Source organism: Rufibacter sp. JT3400010 (assembly GCF_054956755.1).
Genome location: NZ_JBUDXA010000010.1, coordinates 152,416 through 170,103, shown reverse-complemented (window position 1 = coordinate 170,103; position 17,688 = coordinate 152,416). Strand labels below are relative to the sequence as shown.

At 46.9% G+C, this 17,688-nt stretch carries 13 protein-coding genes; 6 read left to right on the top strand and 7 right to left on the bottom strand.

Annotated features, from left to right (window positions below; all coding sequences use genetic code 11):
• Positions 1–233, top strand: a 233-nt coding sequence (locus ACY0JR_RS11955; protein ID WP_462634321.1) for a hypothetical protein, incomplete at its 5' end; no start/stop codon positions are given.
• Positions 234–509: 276 nt separating this feature from the next.
• Positions 510–1,121, top strand: a complete 612-nt coding sequence (locus ACY0JR_RS11950; RefSeq protein ID WP_462634320.1) for a hypothetical protein — start codon at positions 510–512, stop codon at positions 1,119–1,121.
• A gap of 213 nt (positions 1,122–1,334) precedes the next feature.
• Here ACY0JR_RS11950 and ACY0JR_RS11945 read toward each other — a convergent pair whose 3' ends face one another.
• Positions 1,335–1,676 carry a hypothetical protein gene (locus tag ACY0JR_RS11945; RefSeq protein ID WP_462634319.1) on the bottom strand — a complete coding sequence of 114 codons (342 nt, stop codon included), beginning with the start codon at positions 1,674–1,676 and terminating at the stop codon, positions 1,335–1,337.
• A 1,537-nt stretch (positions 1,677–3,213) separates the two neighbouring features.
• Here ACY0JR_RS11945 and ACY0JR_RS11940 point away from each other — a divergent pair.
• Both ACY0JR_RS11940 and ACY0JR_RS11935 read left to right on the top strand, forming a co-directional pair.
• The gene (locus ACY0JR_RS11940) at positions 3,214–5,256 is read left to right on the top strand and encodes a T9SS type A sorting domain-containing protein (RefSeq protein WP_462634318.1); all 2,043 of its coding nucleotides are present in this window, start codon (positions 3,214–3,216) and stop codon (positions 5,254–5,256) included.
• 128 nt (positions 5,257–5,384) lie between these two features.
• Positions 5,385–6,893, top strand: coding sequence for a malate:quinone oxidoreductase (locus ACY0JR_RS11935; protein WP_462634317.1), 1,509 nt, complete (start codon positions 5,385–5,387; stop codon positions 6,891–6,893).
• A gap of 639 nt (positions 6,894–7,532) precedes the next feature.
• On the opposite strand, the gene ACY0JR_RS11930 is transcribed toward ACY0JR_RS11935, so the two are convergent.
• Both ACY0JR_RS11930 and ACY0JR_RS11925 read right to left on the bottom strand, forming a co-directional pair.
• The gene (locus ACY0JR_RS11930; RefSeq protein ID WP_462634325.1) at positions 7,533–8,180 is read right to left on the bottom strand and encodes a metallophosphoesterase; all 648 of its coding nucleotides are present in this window, start codon (positions 8,178–8,180) and stop codon (positions 7,533–7,535) included.
• A 214-nt stretch (positions 8,181–8,394) separates the two neighbouring features.
• A complete protein-coding gene (locus ACY0JR_RS11925) occupies positions 8,395–9,066 on the bottom strand; it encodes a metallophosphoesterase (protein WP_462634316.1) in 672 nt (223 codons plus the stop codon).
• A gap of 179 nt (positions 9,067–9,245) precedes the next feature.
• Here ACY0JR_RS11925 and ACY0JR_RS11920 point away from each other — a divergent pair, with 179 nt between their 5' ends.
• Positions 9,246–12,161, top strand: coding sequence for a PD-(D/E)XK nuclease family protein (locus ACY0JR_RS11920; protein WP_462634315.1), 2,916 nt, complete (start codon positions 9,246–9,248; stop codon positions 12,159–12,161).
• A gap of 194 nt (positions 12,162–12,355) precedes the next feature.
• On the opposite strand, the gene ACY0JR_RS11915 is transcribed toward ACY0JR_RS11920, so the two are convergent.
• From ACY0JR_RS11915 to ACY0JR_RS11905, 3 genes are all read right to left on the bottom strand, one after another.
• The gene (locus tag ACY0JR_RS11915; RefSeq protein WP_462634314.1) at positions 12,356–12,829 is read right to left on the bottom strand and encodes a DUF4920 domain-containing protein; all 474 of its coding nucleotides are present in this window, start codon (positions 12,827–12,829) and stop codon (positions 12,356–12,358) included.
• Between the two features lie 295 nt (positions 12,830–13,124).
• On the bottom strand, positions 13,125–14,429 hold the full coding sequence (locus ACY0JR_RS11910; protein WP_462634313.1) for a cytochrome P450: 1,305 nt from the start codon (positions 14,427–14,429) through the stop codon (positions 13,125–13,127).
• A gap of 230 nt (positions 14,430–14,659) precedes the next feature.
• Positions 14,660–15,154: a DUF2062 domain-containing protein gene (locus tag ACY0JR_RS11905; RefSeq protein ID WP_462634312.1), complete on the bottom strand. Its 495-nt coding sequence runs from the start codon at positions 15,152–15,154 to the stop codon at positions 14,660–14,662.
• A gap of 363 nt (positions 15,155–15,517) precedes the next feature.
• Between ACY0JR_RS11905 and rmuC the strand changes: the two genes are divergently transcribed.
• Positions 15,518–16,882 (top strand): DNA recombination protein RmuC, encoded by a 1,365-nt coding sequence (gene rmuC, locus ACY0JR_RS11900; RefSeq protein WP_462634311.1) that lies wholly within the window; start codon positions 15,518–15,520, stop codon positions 16,880–16,882.
• 85 nt (positions 16,883–16,967) lie between these two features.
• Here the strand turns inward: rmuC and ACY0JR_RS11895 are convergent, their stop codons facing one another.
• The gene (locus ACY0JR_RS11895; protein WP_462634310.1) at positions 16,968–17,660 is read right to left on the bottom strand and encodes a hypothetical protein; all 693 of its coding nucleotides are present in this window, start codon (positions 17,658–17,660) and stop codon (positions 16,968–16,970) included.
• Positions 17,661–17,688: the final 28 nt, after the last annotated feature.

Here is a 17,688-nt window from a genome sequence, read left to right as displayed (position 1 = left end):
GAATAAATTTTATTATAGAGCTTTCAAAAGAAATAACATTTGGAATGAGAGAAGCCAAAAGAAAGGAGAAAAAAAATGAATCTTATAACAATAGAAGATTACCGTTACGTGAACAAGACTTAGTAGAACCTATCGAAAAATGGAATAATTTAAATTATAAAGTCAAAAATGAAATTAACACTGCTAGGCTTGATTTAGCAGAAGAGTTTAGAAAGTTAATTGGAGTTAGCTAATCTGTTTGTCTAGCGAAATAATTAAATCGTTTATCCAATCGATTTTGTCTATCATTCCTATGTTTAGACAAAACATTTTACAACTATTTGAGTTTTATAATAGATTTTATTCCTTGAAATTTCCCTAGAGAATTACTAAGCATGAGGCTCACCCATATTCCCTTTATATGTCTGCTGCTGTCAACCTTCTACTCTTGCAACCAAGCACCAGCGCCGCAAACAAAGAAAACCAGCATCGCTCCTCCCCTTGCAACTGCTGTTACACCAACACCCATAATGCAAGTGGAGACAGAACCTGTTCCTACTCCTCTCCAACTAACCGCAGAAGACACCAGCCTTACGCTTTCTTTCAAAGAACTCACCATCAACATCAACCGCTTCATAGTGTATGAAGATGACCAGAATGCATACAAGGGAGTTCTTGAAAAAGATACGGTAGAGATTTACGCAGACCTTGGGGAGACCATAGAGGGCCAGAACATCATCGTTACCTCAGAGGCGTTGACAGACATCACCGTGGAGCAGCGTTACGAAACCAGTGTGACCATTATGGATGAAGGTCCGCACTGCGACTTAACGGACTGGAAACACTACACCTCAGAATGGGTCAACTTACCCGCCAAAGGCACGGGCGTTTTCACCGCAAAAGAATACTCTGAAAAAGACTGGGAGAGATTTCCCGAAGTGTCTATGGTGGAGTTAAAAGCGGCAGTTAAACAACAATGCGGAGATGACTGGGTAAAGCACATCAGAAAAGTGAAGTCGCCTACTGAATATCCCAGTGGCGTAGGCATCAGTCGGTACTTTTTACGGGTGACCGGCAAACGAAAAGACACAGGCAAATCTGTTCAAAAATTGCTGGTGATAGAAGTACCCATGGGTTGCTGAGAAACAAACGCTTTCTGATTTATCGCAAACCTTGACCACAGACCAAAGACTCAATAAGAGTTCGTCTTCTGTAAAATCTGATTACAGACTACTTGCTCAAAATCAGGCCCATACCTAGCTTCGTTCCCTAGCATGCAAAAGCCCCAGTCCGTTTCCAGGCCTATAATCCAAAAACAGGCGGAAAATGGACTGGGGCTTTTCAGTTAGCAGGCTTTAGATGCTCCGCTTACGTTTCAACAAGTAATGCTTATTGTCGTATTTCAGATCATGGTCTTGGTAAGTATCTACCAATTCCCATCCTTGCTCTAGCATATAGTGGAGCGCATCTATGGGCGAGTTGAAGGTCAGGGGATTTCCCGAGGCGTCTTTCAGTTTCTCAAACTCCCGTTTCCGCTCTTGTCCGTAGTCTACCGCTATGTGCACCTTTTCACTCAGGGATTTCTCAATAATGGTGACATCGCAGAATTCCTCGGTTCTTCTGGAAGGGGTTTCCTGGGCGAATACTTGCCCGTAAAACAAGGCAGTCAATGCTAGAAGGTAAAGTCTTTTTTTCATAGTTGTCTTTCATTAGAGGTTAGGTCGAATAATTTTAGAAACATTGCGAAAACAGCCTCTAGAACCATGCCAAAGGTGATTTCCATACTAATTTTCGCCTGCTTAACTTGATCTCAAAGCTGCTTACCTCAGCAAAAACCACTCGTAAATGACGCTGGCTGGGATTTAAGTGAATGCAGAAGGCAAGACAACTGAATCATACCTTATTTACCTTTAAAGTTTCCACCAACTCATCGCGCTATCTCTAACACCCTCTCCTACTCACCTCTGCTAACTACATGGTTCATGAATAGTGATAGAGAGTTCACCTGCCGTTTATTTAAGTTAAACTTGAAAAAATAACGTTTCATCGAATAGATTAAACTACTAACCTTTATACACTTACCTTTGGATCATTACAAATAAAACATATAATATTTATATCAAAAAGACTTACAATTTCATTCTATTAACAAAGAATTTTATATTACAAAGAAGCACCAATATTTAATACTAAGCTCCTTATTCTCAAACCAACAACCATCTGGGAGAGGCGAATGCCTCTCCCTCCATTGGAAAATTCCCTTAGCTTTTCAGATTCCAAAACGAGCGGCTCACTAGAACTCACCTAGCCTCACCACTTTCCCATTAAAGCCGCACCTTAACTTCAGAGTACTTCAAGGTCGCTAAATTAAAGTCCTTCACACACCACTCCTGATTTCCCTTTCCACCCTGTTTGGCAAAGAAACGGCACAGCCATCCCATACCAACTCTTTGTGGTAAGCAGCCTTACCAATACATAACCTTTACCATACATATGCGGGTTCTGCTTTGCAAGCATGTTACAGGAAAGATGCGGCAATACGGGATCTGTTTCATGATGCAAGAAGATAGTCCCTCTGGCGGCGATGGTATTCTCTTCAACAATCCAGGCACAGGACCTGATTCAGATTGCTGAAACACGCGGCTAGCGACAGAGCATTTTTGTTTGGTAAAAATACAGTTTCAATTCCATCTCATCAGGGAAAACCGGAGGATCTGGTGAAGGTCTCCTATACAGGCGCATTTCAGAATTATCCGCAAGCTGGGCTGCTCTCTTTGTGCGTTCCTTCTGCATGAAATAGCACCAGCAGGCAGCAATTTTGATTTTAAGGCGAATTCTCTAAAAACAAGATCAAAATAAACTCAAGGCTACTTTCCGATCAACAGTATAAGTTCAGCCAAGCGCTAGAGACCGTAGCGACCTGACTGTTTCCTACCCAACATTTCCGTCTTCTATCATTGATTTCCCTTCCTACTTTTAATCAAGAACTAAGACATTTACACTAGAAAATTGACCTATTTAAAGTCAAAATATTGGGTTTCATCCTCCTAAACACAGCTTTCAACTACAATAAGTTAAATTAAAAAATAATATATTGTAATTATAGTATAAATACTTTTACCTTTGCAGTTTCTTATAAAAAAAAGGAATACTCATACATAATCTATTTTTAGTAAGCTTAAATCATATAAAATATAAAATTTTCAATAAAATATACCGAAAACCGTCTTTGTAATGATACAATTTTTTAAGCTTTCATTTTTTACTGCTTGCTTTATAGCACTTTCCGTTCGCGTTCAGGCACAAGTCACCTATACTTCCAAAAAGTCTGGGAATTTTAACAGCTCAGAGACATGGGGCCAAACCTTTGTACCGGGCACAAACGACTACAATAATGGGAATGGTCCCAGCATTGTGAAGTATGTGATCAAAGCAGGTCATACGGTTACCCTTAATATAGATTTTGAACTGGGAAAACAAGGCAACAACACGTCTCTTAAAAGGGAGTTGGTGATAGAGAAAGGAGCTATCCTCATGGGATCTAACAAACTCACTATCCAAAACAACGGATCTAAACTCTGTAACAATGGTATCCTTAAACTAAGCAACTTATTCTTAGGGGGCGACAAGGCAGATTCCACTTACTTCACCAACAATGGGACCGCAGAGATCACTTTGGGCGGAATCATGAAAAACACGCGCTTCAAGAATAATGGAGCGCTTGTCCTAAACAGTAATAACTATACCATAGCTAAATCCAGCTTTGACTGCACCACCACAAGTGTCCTGAAGATATTAAACAAGTTTCACTTCAATGAAGATTCTCAGCTTTTGAACAAGGGCAACCTTCTGGTGGAGGCGACCGACGCTGATGCCATTAACCTTAACCATAGCAAGTTGTACAACTATGGAAACATAGAAGTAATAGGAGGCATCAACTTCGCCAGTAATAACAAGATCAACAGTTTATATAACTATGGGACCTTTAAAGCCAGAGAGGTGTACATGAACACCAACAGTGCCATTGAGAACTGGGGTAAGTTGTACTGCACCAATGATTTCAGAAACAGCAATGCCATTGTCATTAATTATCCCTGCGCTTACATGGAGCAATCTACCAGTAACCGTATATTCCACAACTGGAATTCCCAGGCAAGACTGACGAATAATGGCTTTATCAATATCAAAGGGGATTTCACCAATGATGGTTTGGTGAATGGTTCCGGTTTATTCCACATCTACCAAAATTCAGCGAACAACAACCAGGGCACCATTACAGGGAATATGGTCATTCATGACTTCAGTAAAACCAACTCCGCTCGTATTTTAGACAGTTATGATGCCAATAAAATTGCTGCTACAGTGAAAACCGGCACCGGCCAGGAAACCGGCTACTGCCCTGCCACCTGCACCAAGCCACAGATAAGTTTTACCGGAGTTTCCAACTTCTATAACCTTTCAGATGAACCCGCTACTTTCTTGATTGGCTCTGTGCAGAGCACTACCACTTACACGTATGAAATACCAGATGGATTTTCGTATGAAGAGTACATCCAAAACGGCAAGCGTTACCTTAACGTCTGGTCTGCTCTGGACGAAGATCAACTTGGGTCCTATACGTTGAAGGTGTGGGCCTCGAATACCTGCGGTATGGCTACTTCGCAGAAAAATGTTACCATCTTAGACAAAGACGCTGCTCCGTTGCCGGTAGAACTCATCCGTTTTGAGGGTGTTTTCGCCAAAGATGCGGTGAAACTCACCTGGAGCACTGCCTCAGAGAAAGACAATGACTACTTTGAAGTAGAGCGCAGCACCAATGCGCTGGATTTTGTGAAGGTTGGCCAGGTAAAAGGCAACGGGAACAGCCAGATCACGCAAAATTATTCCTTTGCCGATGCCCAATCGGCGGCTGGCACGATGTACTATCGTCTGAAACAGATAGATTTTAATGGCACCTTTGAGTATTCAAAAGTGATTGCCGTGTCTGTTAGAATTCAGCCTGAAGCTAAAAATTTAACAGTGGCAGTAGTGTACCCTAACCCGTTTGCCTCAGAAGATGAACTTACGGCCGAGATTGTGTTACCGCAAGCCCAGGAGTTCTCCCTTTCTTTGGTGGACATCACCGGAAAAACTCTTCATACCAAGGCTGTGCAAGGGCAGGCGGGCAGCCAGAAAGTTATCTTCGGGCCTTTCCAATATGTTCCGGCGGGTATCTACTTTCTGCGGGTATACCAGGGTAATCAGGTGGTGGTCCATAAACTGGTAAAAAACAGGTAGTTTTCAAAAACCAGGTCTAAAAAGCCTCTCTTCCAAGTCCTGACTTTTTTCTGGGGAAGACTGGTACATTTGGGGATAACACTTTCTGGTGGTTTCTTCGTACTCTAGGAAGTAATTAACCTTAGACCATGGATAAGATAGTAACTGAACCAGATGTAGTGTTGATTGGGGCCGGTATTATGAGCGCCACCTTGGGCGTCATGCTCAAGCAACTGCAACCAGATCTGACCATAGAAATATATGAGCGCCTAGACGAGGTTGCCGCTGAGAGTTCTGATGCCTGGAACAACGCCGGAACGGGCCACTCCGCTTTCTGCGAACTAAACTATACCCCAGAGAAGCCCAACGGCGCCATTGACATTTCCAAAGCCGATGTGATTGCCGAGTGGTTTGAACAGTCGCGCCAGTTCTGGGCGTATCTGGTAGACCGTGGCATTCTCGCTGACCCTAAAATGTTCATTAGGAGCGTGCCGCACATCAGCTTTGTGTGGGGCGAGAAAAATGTCTCGTTCCTGCGCAAGCGGTACGAAGCCATGACGAAGTCTCCCCTGTTCCAGGGGATGCAGTATTCAGAGGATTTTGAGACCTTAACCCAATGGATGCCGCTCATCATGAAAGGCCGCGACCGGGCAGAGAAAGTAGCCGCCACCCGCATGGAAGTGGGTACTGATGTGAACTTCGGCTGTTTAACCCGGCAACTTTTCAAGCACCTGAAAGAAATGGGCGGCGTACAGCTGTACCGTAACCACGAAGTACGTTCCTTTAAACACAAAGACGACGGTATCTGGCGCGTACGCATCAAAGATTTGACCACCGGTCAGAAACGCCGCGCCCGTACCAAATTTGTCTTTATTGGGGCCGGCGGCGGATCATTGCCGCTCCTGCTGGCTTCTGGCATTCCCGAAGGGAAAGGCTTTGGCGGCTTCCCGGTAAGTGGCCAGTGGCTTAAATGCACCAACCCCGAGGTGATTGCCCAACACCAGGCCAAGGTGTACGGCAAGGCCGCCGTGGGTTCACCGCCCATGTCGGTACCGCACTTAGATACGCGCGTGATTAATGGGGAGAAAGCGCTATTATTCGGACCTTATGCCGGTTTCACGACTAAATTCCTAAAAAAAGGCTCTTTCTTTGATTTGCCTTTGTCAATTAAACTGAACAACCTTCGGCCTATGCTGGCTGCCGGTTACACCAATATTCCGCTGACAAAATACCTCATTGATCAAGTTCGGCAGTCTCCGGAAGACCGTTTGGATGCCCTGAGAGAATACGTGCCTACGGCGAAAGGCGAAGATTGGGAATTAGAGGTGGCCGGACAACGGGTGCAGGTCATCAAGAAAGACCCTAAACGCGGTGGTGTGCTGGAATTCGGCACTGAAGTAGTAAGTGCCGCTGACGGCTCCCTTGCAGCGCTTTTAGGAGCCTCTCCGGGTGCCTCTACAGCTGTTTCCATTATGGTGAACCTTATTCACAAGTGCTTCCCGCAGAAAGCAGCCACGCCGGAATGGCAGGAGAAAATCAAAGAGATGATTCCTACCTTTGGGGTTGCCCTCGCGGAGAATCCGCAACTTTGCGAAGAAACCAGGGCGTATACGGGGCGTATGCTTCAGTTGCAGGAGCCGCATCCGGTACAGAGATAATTGGAAAGCCTCAGATTTATTCTGAGGCTTTTTTATTGGTGAGATATGTGCACGCAGTTTGCTGATGCCTGGGAGTAGCTGCTTTCTGCGTGGGTTTAGGAGCTTTGTTGTTTCATCTTTTCTAGTAAGCGCTCACGCCCGCGAGGCCCCGCCTTCCACCTTCGCGCTGTGATTTCTCCTCGCCCACTTCGCTCTCGCTCAGGGACGGTCGAACTCTAGGCGCTCAAGCGAAAGGCTGGAAACGGGTATACGTGGGGTAGTGGAGTTAAGACCTCACAGGTTTTGGAAACCTGTGAGGTCTCCCGCATAAACTTTCCCAATTTGCTGGCGCGAGTCTCTGACTCGTGCCTACCGTACTGGGTAGTCTCTGACTACCCTCGCTGCCCCGCAGCGAAAAACTATGGCTCGGAATTACTTCCGTGACTTATCGTCTAAAGCCACGGAAGTAATTCCCGTGCCAAAGAAAGGTAAGGTTCGATATTTTAACCTTCCTTTCATCCATTCCAAAGCCATTGGCACAGACACTCGCAGGTTTTGCAGACGCTGCGAAATCTTTTGAGCATCGCTATTACTGTGAGAACCACAACTCCTCTCCTAATTTAGGAGGGGTGCCCGGAGGGCGGGGTAGTAAAACGGGCCTTACTGATCCTCCCTGTTCGCTACAGAAAGCAATTCCAACGTATCCAGATTGAGGGCAGTAAGATAGCCCATGCGGGGTTTGAAGACGCAGCCTCCATCAATGTTGATGACACTGGAAACGGGTTTCTGGAGCGAAGAGGTAATTTGGTCTAAGGGGATGGGCGTGTGACCGTGGACAATCTTACGGGTACCTAGCTTGAAACAATCTACTTCAAATTCTCTGGCCCAAAGCAGGGTGTGCCGGTCGGTGGCGGGGTCTGGGATGGTAAAGTTAAATCCTGCGTGTACCAGCAGATAATCGTCCAGTTCATGGTAGAGTTCCAGGCTTTCCAGGAAGTCCCAGTAAACGGTTCTGATGTCTTTGATGCTTGCGGCCTTGAAACTCTTGAGGGCCTCTTTTCCGCCGTTGAACATCCAGGAGGTATGGTACAGAGAATTGTCTCGGGCCTTCATCATCATGTCTTCGTGGTTTCCGCACAATGCAACCACCCGATAACTGTCTTTCTGAAGTTTCATAATGTAATCCAGAACGCCCTTTGAATCAGGCCCACGGTCAATGTAATCGCCTAACAGATACAGCCTGTCTCTGTACTTCAGTTTAATCACCTCTTCCACCATGTACCGGAAGGTCTTTAAACATCCGTGAATATCTGAAATGGCGTAACGGCTTATAATCGAAAAAGCTAGAGATGGATGAACAACGTACGGGCAATGAGATAACGCGTCTGAGCTTATTGTATGAAATTGTCAATTCATGCGGCTGAATGTTTTAGGGCAGTTTTATGGGAATCGGCTTAAAAAAGGGTTGCCAACGGCTTTTCTTCATATTCCCAATCCTTCCTTTCAGATTCAGACCGAAGCCTTACATTTCCTCTCTGTTCTTCAAAGCGTGCAGTTCCAAGGTGTCTAGGTTCAGCGCGGTTAAATAGCCTAATTGCCTCGTGAAAACACAACCTCCGTCTATGTTGATCGCATCAGAAACGGGTGCTTTCAGGGAAGTTGCAATGTCATCCAGGTAAATGGGGGTATGCCCGTGTATTATTTTCCGAGGTCCCAGCACTTTCTTGTCTACCTCAAAATCCCTGATCCAGAGCATAGATTCGCGGTCCTCAAAAGGATAGTCGTGGGAAAAGTCAAAACCGGCGTGCACCAGAAGGTAGTCTTCTAACTCCACGTAAAGCTCTAACTCTTCCAGAAACTTCCAGTACTTGGCGGGGATCTCCTTAATGTTTAAAGTTTTAAAACTTTTAAGAGTTTGTATGCCTCCATTCAGGAGCCAACTCTCTAGATATTCTGAATCGGCTCTGGCCTCCAGCAGCATGTCTTCGTGGTTTCCGCAAAGCGTAATCACCTGAAAATCCTTGTCGCGCAATTCCAGAATGAAATCAATGACACCTTTTGAATCAGGTCCCCGGTCAATGTAGTCGCCCAGCAGGTACAGCTTGTCGTAAGTTTTTAGTTTTAGCTCTTCTTCTACCAGATACCTGAAGGTTTTACAGCATCCGTGTATATCTGAAATGGCAAATCGGCGCATAGAATCTCTGTTTTAATTTCAATTCTATCTACGGCATATTCCTATTCTAATCTATAGTAGAAACACGCATTTTATGTCTTGTTTCAGTCTTCAACCTGTTTATAGCTCAAATCGAGAAAAAGGCCTATAAACGTTGTATCTTGCTACTTAATACGTGCTACTTGATATCACCCCTCGTCATGCAATCTTTCCTGCGGCAAACCGCTGAACATATTTACCAGACCTATACTGATCAACTGAGCGACCTGTGCATTGTGCTTCCCACCCGCCGGGCCACCTTATATTTCAAGAATGCCCTGGCCCAGGCGGCACCCACCGGTATCTGGTCGCCAGAGATTTATTCCATGGAGGAATTTGTCTGCAACATGGCCAGTGTAGAGGTATTGGAACCGCTGCACCTGCAACTGGATCTGTATGACCTTATGCTGCAGTATGACCCCAAGCTGGACTTTGACCAGTTTGTAGGCTGGAGTGCCACGCTGCTGGAAGACTTCTCGCGCATGGATATGGAGATGGTAGACGCCTCAAAGGTGTTTGAGTACGTGAGCGAGGCGAAGGCGCTGGAACGCTGGGACCCCGGCAAACCGGGCAGCAGTGTGCCTACGGCCAATGTGAAGCAGTACTTCCAGCTCTGGAGCAACCTGGAGCGCACCTACCATGCTTTGCACGCGAAGCTGAAGAAAGACAAACAAGCGTACACCGGCATGGCCTTCAGAATGGTCGCCAACCGCATCAAAGACATCGCGCAGAGCGACAAAGGCCCTTTCCGGTATATTTTTGTGGGTTTGAATGCGCTTTCCAAAGCTGAGCAGAAGATTATCCAGACGTTGCTGGAAGTCGGCAAAGCAGATATCTTCTTTGATTCTGATGACTATTACATGGCTCAGGAGTCAGACAAACGCGCCGGGCATTTCCTGAAACGCTACAAAGAAAAATGGCGGCTGCCCGAGTGGAACTGGCAACAAAACCTGTTGCTCTCAGACCCGAAAGAAATCAACGCCATTGGCGTGGCCAACGCCAGCATGCAGGGCAAAATAGCCGGACAGCTTCTCCGTGAGATTCGGCAGAAAGACCCCAACGCCGAGATTGCCATTATACTGCCTGATGAAACCCTGCTCCTGCCTGTGCTGCACTCCATTTCAGACGAAGTGACGGATTACAACGTGACCATGGGGCTCTCTTTCAAGGGCACGCCCCTCTTCAACCTGGTAGATTTGCTCTTTGACGTGCATTTAACCGGCGTGGTGCAACCCACCGATACCGGCTACAAAGTGAACCGCTACCATCACCTGGCCGTCACGAAACTATTGCAACACCCTTTCTTGCGACGCTACGAGCAATACCTGAACAGCATTGCCGAGCGGGAAACCGATCTGGATTTGTTCCAGCACGTGCTGGACGAGATGGTGCAGCGCAACAGCGTCTTGCTTACCGCCGAGGAAATCATCAGGCTGGGCCGTGAGCACCCTATGTTCATCACCCTCTTTAGAACCTGGAACGACTGTACTGATCTCATTGACGCGCTGTACAATTTGGTAGATGCCCTGGGCCGCATTTACCGTGTAGAATCTGAAAACCCCATTGAAACTGAATACCTGTTCCTGCTCTACACCATTGTGAAGCGGCTAGATACGCTTTTTGACTGCCGCGAGCACAAAATTTCGGTGCGCAGTTTCAAGAAGTTTCTGTACGAGCAGATAGGCAACACCAAGCTTCCGTTTAGCGGCGAACCTATCTCACCTACCCAGGTCATGGGGATGCTGGAAACCCGCGCCCTGGATTTTGAGAACCTCATTATCCTGAGTGTAAACGAGAACGTGCTGCCACAACCCAAGAAGCAGAACTCGCTGTTCCCGTATGACGTGCTGCGCACCTTCGGCTTGCCAACCTATGCTGAACAAGAGAGCATTACCTCGTACTACTTCTACCGGTTGTTGCAGCGGGCCAAGCGCGTGAACCTGTTGTATGTGTTGCCGTCAGACACCTATGGTTCCGGCGAGAAAAGCCGCTTTATTCTGCAACTTCAGCATGATTTGGCCCGCAGAAACCCGAACATCACCTTCCGGGAATTGACGGCGGTGGTGGAGCAACTGGACACCAAGGAGTACGAGCCGGACATTATCATCCAGAAAGACGGTGAGGTGCTGCAGAAGCTCAAGGAACAGTTAAAGCGCGGTTTGTACCCTTCGCACCTGAACCAGTTCGTGAATTGCTCGCTCCAGTACTACTTCAGCCGAATTGCCAAACTGGAGGAAGTAGACGAGATAGATGAACTGGTGGGCGCTGATACCTTCGGGACGATTGTGCACCAGGTGCTGGAGGATTATTTCAGGCCCTTCGCGGAAGAAGGCAGGCCCATTGAGAAAGCCGATGTGGACGTGATGCTGGCCAACTTGCCCAAGAAGGTGCAACTGGAGTTCAAGCGCGGTACCCTGGGCAATCTGCCGGAACAGGGCATGAACCTGATTCTCTACAAAGTGGCCGTACAACTGCTCACCCGCTACCTGGAAGGCCTGCGTGAATCAGAGGAACTCCCATTGTACATCCTGCAACTGGAAGAAACACTGCTCACCGAACTGGATGTGAAACTGCCTTCCGGCGAAAAGGTGCCCGTGCGCATTGCCGGCAAAGCCGACCGCATTGACCTAAGCGGCCGCACCCTGCGCGTGATTGACTACAAAACCGGCAAAGTGGAAGCCCGCAACCTCAAGGTAAATCCCGAGGACCTGGAAACAACCCTCCTGCACGACCGTCACCTGGACAAGGTGCGCCAACTCTGGTTATACCGGTACATTCTGGCCAAGGAAATCCAGAAAGGAAGTTTACTGGAAAGTAAGGTTCTGAAACTTCCCAAAGCCAATTATGATTTTGAGGCAGGTATTATTTCGTTCCGTAATCTGGGAGCCGGAGTGCTCACCTCAGAATTGCCTTTTGTAGATGCCCAGGGAGAACCCGCCAACTTCATGGAAACTTCAGAACGGCTGCTGAAAGATTTGGTTATTAGAATGCTGAACCCAGAGGAACCCATCCGGAAAACCAACGATTTGGAAACCTGCCAGTACTGCGCCTATAAAAGCATCTGCGCCCGGGGGTAGCAGGATCTTGTAGGGGCAATCCCTTTCGGTTGCCCTATGTACGTTCACAAACGCGATAGAGCAACCACAAGGGATTGCCCTTACAAGATTTTCTATTTTTAGCCTATTTTCACCAGAATAGGCTAAAACAGAAAGGGTCTTCTTCTACCATTTCAGGTAAAAGAAGACCCTTTCTGTAAATCAAGCAGCAAAAACTATTTCACTACCAACACGCCATCTGCCACAATCTCAATATCTTTCTTGGGCTGGGTGATGGCTGCAATTTCTTCTTTGCTCTTACCGGCATCTTGCGCGAAGTGCTGCAAACGCTCCACAGACGTTTCCTTGACCTGGGCATTGCCTTGCAAGACTACGGTTTTCCCTACTATGTCTTGCGGCATGAAGAAGGCGTAGTCTGTGAACTTCACCATGATAGGGTCGCCATTTTCACGGGCCAATTTCATAAAACAGCCTTTCTTTTTGCAGACTTCCACCACCGTGCCTTCAATCTTACCGGTAAACTCGTTTGTAGTCGCTAGCTTCTGGGTAAGTTCAGCTACGGGTACGGCTTTGGCTGATTTTACTTTCTTACCGTACGTAGTGCCTGGTTTAGCCGAAGGAATGTCTCCTTGCGCATACATGGTTATAGAAGCGAGAAGCAGCAGAGAAAGGACTACCAGATTTTTCATTATGCAGGATTAAAAAAACGTTTAGTAATGAAGATATTGTTGCCCAAGCGCAGTTCGCCTGAAACTTATTTTCTTTTAGCCTATAGACATACCAGGCAGGAAATTACCCTATCAAAAGAAGATATATTGTTTTAAGCCAACTTTCTGAAAATTAGCGCATAAATCTCTGAAATCAAATTAATTTGATTTTGGGGTCAACTTCCAGAACCTGGGTATAGGCAAACCTTCAGTTTAGGGCTTATTTCAGAAAAACAACCATAAAATAAGCAATGGCTTTACTTTTACTGAAAGCTGCTTACCCGTGGTGGAAAGGGCATTTAGAAATTCGGTTTACTTCTTCTTCTACTGGCTGTTTAACGCTGCGTACGTGCTTCATGATGAACTTACTTTTGGGGTAGGTAGGCATGCGCACCAAGCTGAAACTTAAATCTTGCGGCGGCACCTCGTACTCCATGTATTTGGAAAGGAAAACCATGGAAACCTTCATTGCTTCAATGGTCACCCATTCCCCGGCGCAGCGGTGCCCAGTGAAATGGTCGCCGCCGCCCTGCGGAATGAAATTGAACGCGCTTCCGTCCCAGTTTCTGAAACGGTACGGATAGAATTCATCTGGATGCTCCCAGATGTTTGCATCATGCAAGGTGCCGTAAATGTCCAGAAATACCAGGGTGCCTTTTTTGAAGTGGTGGCCTCTCCACTCAAAATCGTTTTTGACCCGGTTTCCTAAAAACGGCCCGAAAGGATAATACCGCCGCACTTCCTGCACAAACATCTCCACATAGCCATCTTCGCCATCAGCTATTTTCTGGCGGGCCACCGGATGCTCATGCAGGGCTACCGCACCAAAGGTGATGTACCAGGCAATGGCGACAATGGGCCTTAACAGGTTAATCAATTCTACCGCCGCCATTTTTTCATCCAGCAAGTTGTCTTCTAAGTCACGGTGAAAGGCGATGACGTGGGCTGGTGAGTTTTCCTTCACCATCAGTTTCCCCTTTCTGATGCGCTTGATCATCTTGCCAATCCATTTCTCGGCTCGGGCCCGCGCTTTTATTCCGCGCCAGTGCCGGGGTCCTACCGCTCCAAAGGCATCTACCATGGCGGCAAAATCCTGGGCCCGAAGGCGTACTTCCTCTTCTTTTAGTGGAACTCCTGTCCAGGCGCAGGCTACCCGACAAAGCAAATCCTGGGCTTCCTCAAAAAGAACCACCTCCTCCATTTCTTCCCAACGTATAAGCGAAGCTTGCCATTGGTCGGTCATGAGACGGTTCAGTTGATGGAGGCTGTCTGGCGTCATCAAAGACATGAACATGGCTTTGCGGTGTACATGCCTTTCCCCGTCCATGGTTTGGATGGCGTCTTTGCCCATAAGGGTTCTTTGTATGCGGTTGGGAATGGCTTGGTATCGCATGAACTTGTCTGGGTCATAGAAAACTTTGGCCGCTTCTTCGCCATGCAGACAAATCACATTCTGAAACATGATCCTGGTTTTGAAGATATTGGAGTTGAAACGCTCTACCCTGTTCTGAATGAAAGGAAAGCCTTCCAACAGCAGGCGAACAGAATTGTCAAGTACTTTTTCTTGGGGAATAGCAGACATGATGGTGCGCAGTTTGAATGAACAATCGGTACTCTCTAAAGCAAAATCCGGCAGGATTCGGCTTCAAAAATTTATCATTGTTACAGCGTACGCACCTACTGCCTGGGTGTTCCTATTTTAGTGTCTTTGATTTGAAAACGGGTATAAACCACAACTTGCCATAGGTAAGGCTGCCATTCACCCGGAACAAGCGTGTTTTAACCTGTTTTTCAGAAAAGGGCAGGAAAATACTACGCCACTTGCTGTACGGGAAGCACGCGGCGCAGGACTTTGCGGCTAGTGAAATAAAGCACTGCCCCAAAGGGTACAAAGCACAGTAACCAGGCCATGATGCCCACCAGGTTAGCCAGCCACAATTGTTGCAGGGCGTTAAGCCAGTCGGTTCTGAACATACTGGTTAGTTTCACCAGGGAAAAAGGAATGGGCGTAACCGGAAATATATTCTGACCCAGTTCCACAAAAGGCACATACAAGGCAATTTGGAATGGCTGCATGAGGTACCCAACCAGAATGGTAAACGCCACGTTAAGCCTTAGTCGCAGGGCCCAAAACGTACAGAGCACAGTTGTCAACCCCAGAAACGGAATCATCCCGAAACCTGCTCCCAAGGTAATAGTTAACGCTAATTGATGCGGGGTAATGCCCTGCTTTATCATTTCCAGCACCGGCTCCCAAAGCTTCCGCCGAATGAAATGCTTTATACCGCCATTTTTAGTTAGTAACACGTTATTCAAATTTATAGCAGTTGTTCAAAAGTAGAGCTGCGTTGCATAGGTAACGTTAAACACTGGCAGCACATCCCTTTCCTTCAAAATAAAACACTTTCCTGCAAGATACCAGGTTTTGAGAAACAGCCAGTTAGCTAAACTTCCGTTAAAATGTTCTATCCTGAAGCCTACCTGTATTTATACCCTTTTTCCTGGAAAGTAACCACCCACGCAGTAGATAAATAAAATTTAATCTTGTTCCGCATTTTAAGGGACAGCCAAATTTATTGCTAACCCTATTACTATTTGCGAAATATTTTAGTCTTGAGCACTTTTGCGTTATCTTTAGCTGTTGATTTCGCTGACTTACCCTACTCTGCCATGGATATAACGCTCGCTTTACTCGCTTTTTTGATTGGGGCTATTCTGGCCTATTTTCTGGTGCAGAGCAAACTTTCGGCTTTGAAAAACACCCTACAGACCCAGGAAGCAGATAAAATCTTCGCCCTGAAGCAACAGGAATCGGCTCAGGCCGAAATGCAGAAACTTCAGGAACAATTGCGCCGGGAGAACAGCAAAGTGATGGAACTGCACGCCGAGGTGACCCGCGCCGAGAACGACATTTACCACCTGAAGCAAAAACTCGCTGACGAGCGCGCCGAACTGTCTGAGTTGCGCGAGACGTTTATGCAGCAGTTTACGCAGGTTTCAAACCAGGTGCTGGTCACCAATGCTGAGCATTTCCGGAAAGCGTCGGCCGAAAACCTGGAGCAGGTACTTTCTCCGTTGAAAGACCGGATCAAGGAATTTGAGAGCAAAGTAGAGCAGACGTATGAAAAGACCCTGAAAGACAGCACTTCTTTGAAGGAACAGATCACCTACATGGCCAGCCTGAACCAACAGATGAGCCAGGACGCCATAAACCTCACCAAAGCGTTACGGGGCGAAAAAAAAGCGCAGGGAAACTGGGGCGAATATCTGCTGGAAAACCTGCTGGAAAAATCTGGATTAGAGCGCAATGTGCATTACCGCCGGGAACAGGTCCTGCAACATGACGACGCCAAAGTCTTCCGGCCAGATGTGATCATTGACTTGCCAGATAACAAACACCTGGTCATAGACTCTAAGGTAAGTTTAGTCGCGTATGACGCGTACTGCAACTGTGAAGACGAACTCCAGCAACAATTGCATCTTAAAAGCCACGTTCAGGCTATTAGAACCCACTTCTCTGATTTAAGCCGGAAAAATTACCAGTACCTGCACGGTATTGACTCTCCTGATTTCGTGCTGATGTACATTCCCATTGAACCGGCTTTCAATCTGGCCATTCAGCATGACCGTGACCTCTTCCTGGAAGCCTTAGACCGGAACATTGTCTTCGTGACTACTTCTACCCTGCTTGCCACCCTGCGCACTGTAGCCAGTGTCTGGAAACAGGAAAGCCAGAAGCGTAACGTTTTGCGCATAGCCGAAGAGAGCGGAAAGCTCTACGACAAGTTCGCTAATTTCCTGGAGGACTTGAAAGACATTGGCGTAAACCTGGACCGAAGCCAACAGAAGTACAACGCTGCCATGAACAAACTGTCTGAAGGCAACGGAAACCTGCTGAAAAAGGTAGAACTGCTGAAGAAATTAGGAGCCCGTACCAGCAAAACAATGGAAACTCAATGGCTCCAAAATGCCCCTACGGTTACTGCGAGCTTACTGGAAGGCAACCCCTTAGAAGAAAATCTGGAAGAGATCTAAATGGAATAGAACACATGATTGAAGCTTAAAATAAAAGAGGCAGCTATAGAAATAGCTGCCTCTTTTATTTTAAAGAATGGGCTTATCAGCCACCTGTCGTTCCACCGCCAGTTGTTGAACCAGTTGTACCTGTAGTTCCAGTGGTACCCGTAGTGCCTGTAGTTCCGGTAGTTCCTGTAGTTCCGGTAGTGCCGGTAGTGCCTGTAGTACCAGTGGTGCCTGTGGTACCAGTGGTGCCTGTGGTACCAGTGGTGCCTGTGGTACCAGTCGTACCTGTGGTACCAGTCGTACCTGTGGTACCAGTCGTACCAGTCGTACCTGTGGTGCCGGTAGTTCCTGTAGTGCCGGTTGTACCCGTAGTACCTGTAGTACCTGTTGTTCCGGTAGTTCCTGTAGTACCTGTAGTTCCAGTTGTTCCGGTCGTTCCTGTAGTGCCGGTCGTTCCAGTGGTACCCGTGGTTCCTGTAGTGCCAGTCGTGCCCGTAGTACCTGTGGTACCAGTTGTTCCTGTGGTGCCAGTTGTACCTGTAGTTCCGGTTGTGCCTGTTGTACCAGTGGTGCCTGTAGTACCAGTAGTGCCTGTTGTTCCTGTAGTACCAGTCGTACCTGTGGTGCCTGTAGTTCCGGTCGTGCCAGTAGTTCCGGTGGTACCCGTAGTACCCGTGGTACCACCTGGTCCATATTGTGCATCATCATCATCGTCACATGATGTTGTTGCTAATGATATTCCTGCAACAAACATGGGGGCCATCAGGACTGATATCCATTTCTTCTTCATAATCTTTTAAATTAATATTTAGAAAGCT

Bases quoted from the DNA above. Each gene is read 5' to 3' on its own strand.
- ACY0JR_RS11920 (WP_462634315.1), top strand. From the start codon at position 9,246: ATGCAATCTTTCCTGCGGCAAACCGCTGAACATATTTACCAGACCTAT.
- rmuC (WP_462634311.1), top strand. From the start codon at position 15,518: ATGGATATAACGCTCGCTTTACTCGCTTTTTTGATTGGGGCTATTCTG.
- ACY0JR_RS11895 (WP_462634310.1), bottom strand. From the start codon at position 17,660: ATGAAGAAGAAATGGATATCAGTCCTGATGGCCCCCATGTTTGTTGCA.
- ACY0JR_RS11935 (WP_462634317.1), top strand. From the start codon at position 5,385: ATGGATAAGATAGTAACTGAACCAGATGTAGTGTTGATTGGGGCCGGT.
- ACY0JR_RS11915 (WP_462634314.1), bottom strand. From the start codon at position 12,829: ATGAAAAATCTGGTAGTCCTTTCTCTGCTGCTTCTCGCTTCTATAACC.
- ACY0JR_RS11910 (WP_462634313.1), bottom strand. From the start codon at position 14,429: ATGTCTGCTATTCCCCAAGAAAAAGTACTTGACAATTCTGTTCGCCTG.
- ACY0JR_RS11925 (WP_462634316.1), bottom strand. From the start codon at position 9,066: ATGCGCCGATTTGCCATTTCAGATATACACGGATGCTGTAAAACCTTC.
- ACY0JR_RS11950 (WP_462634320.1), top strand. From the start codon at position 510: ATGCAAGTGGAGACAGAACCTGTTCCTACTCCTCTCCAACTAACCGCA.
- ACY0JR_RS11940 (WP_462634318.1), top strand. From the start codon at position 3,214: ATGATACAATTTTTTAAGCTTTCATTTTTTACTGCTTGCTTTATAGCA.
- ACY0JR_RS11945 (WP_462634319.1), bottom strand. From the start codon at position 1,676: ATGAAAAAAAGACTTTACCTTCTAGCATTGACTGCCTTGTTTTACGGG.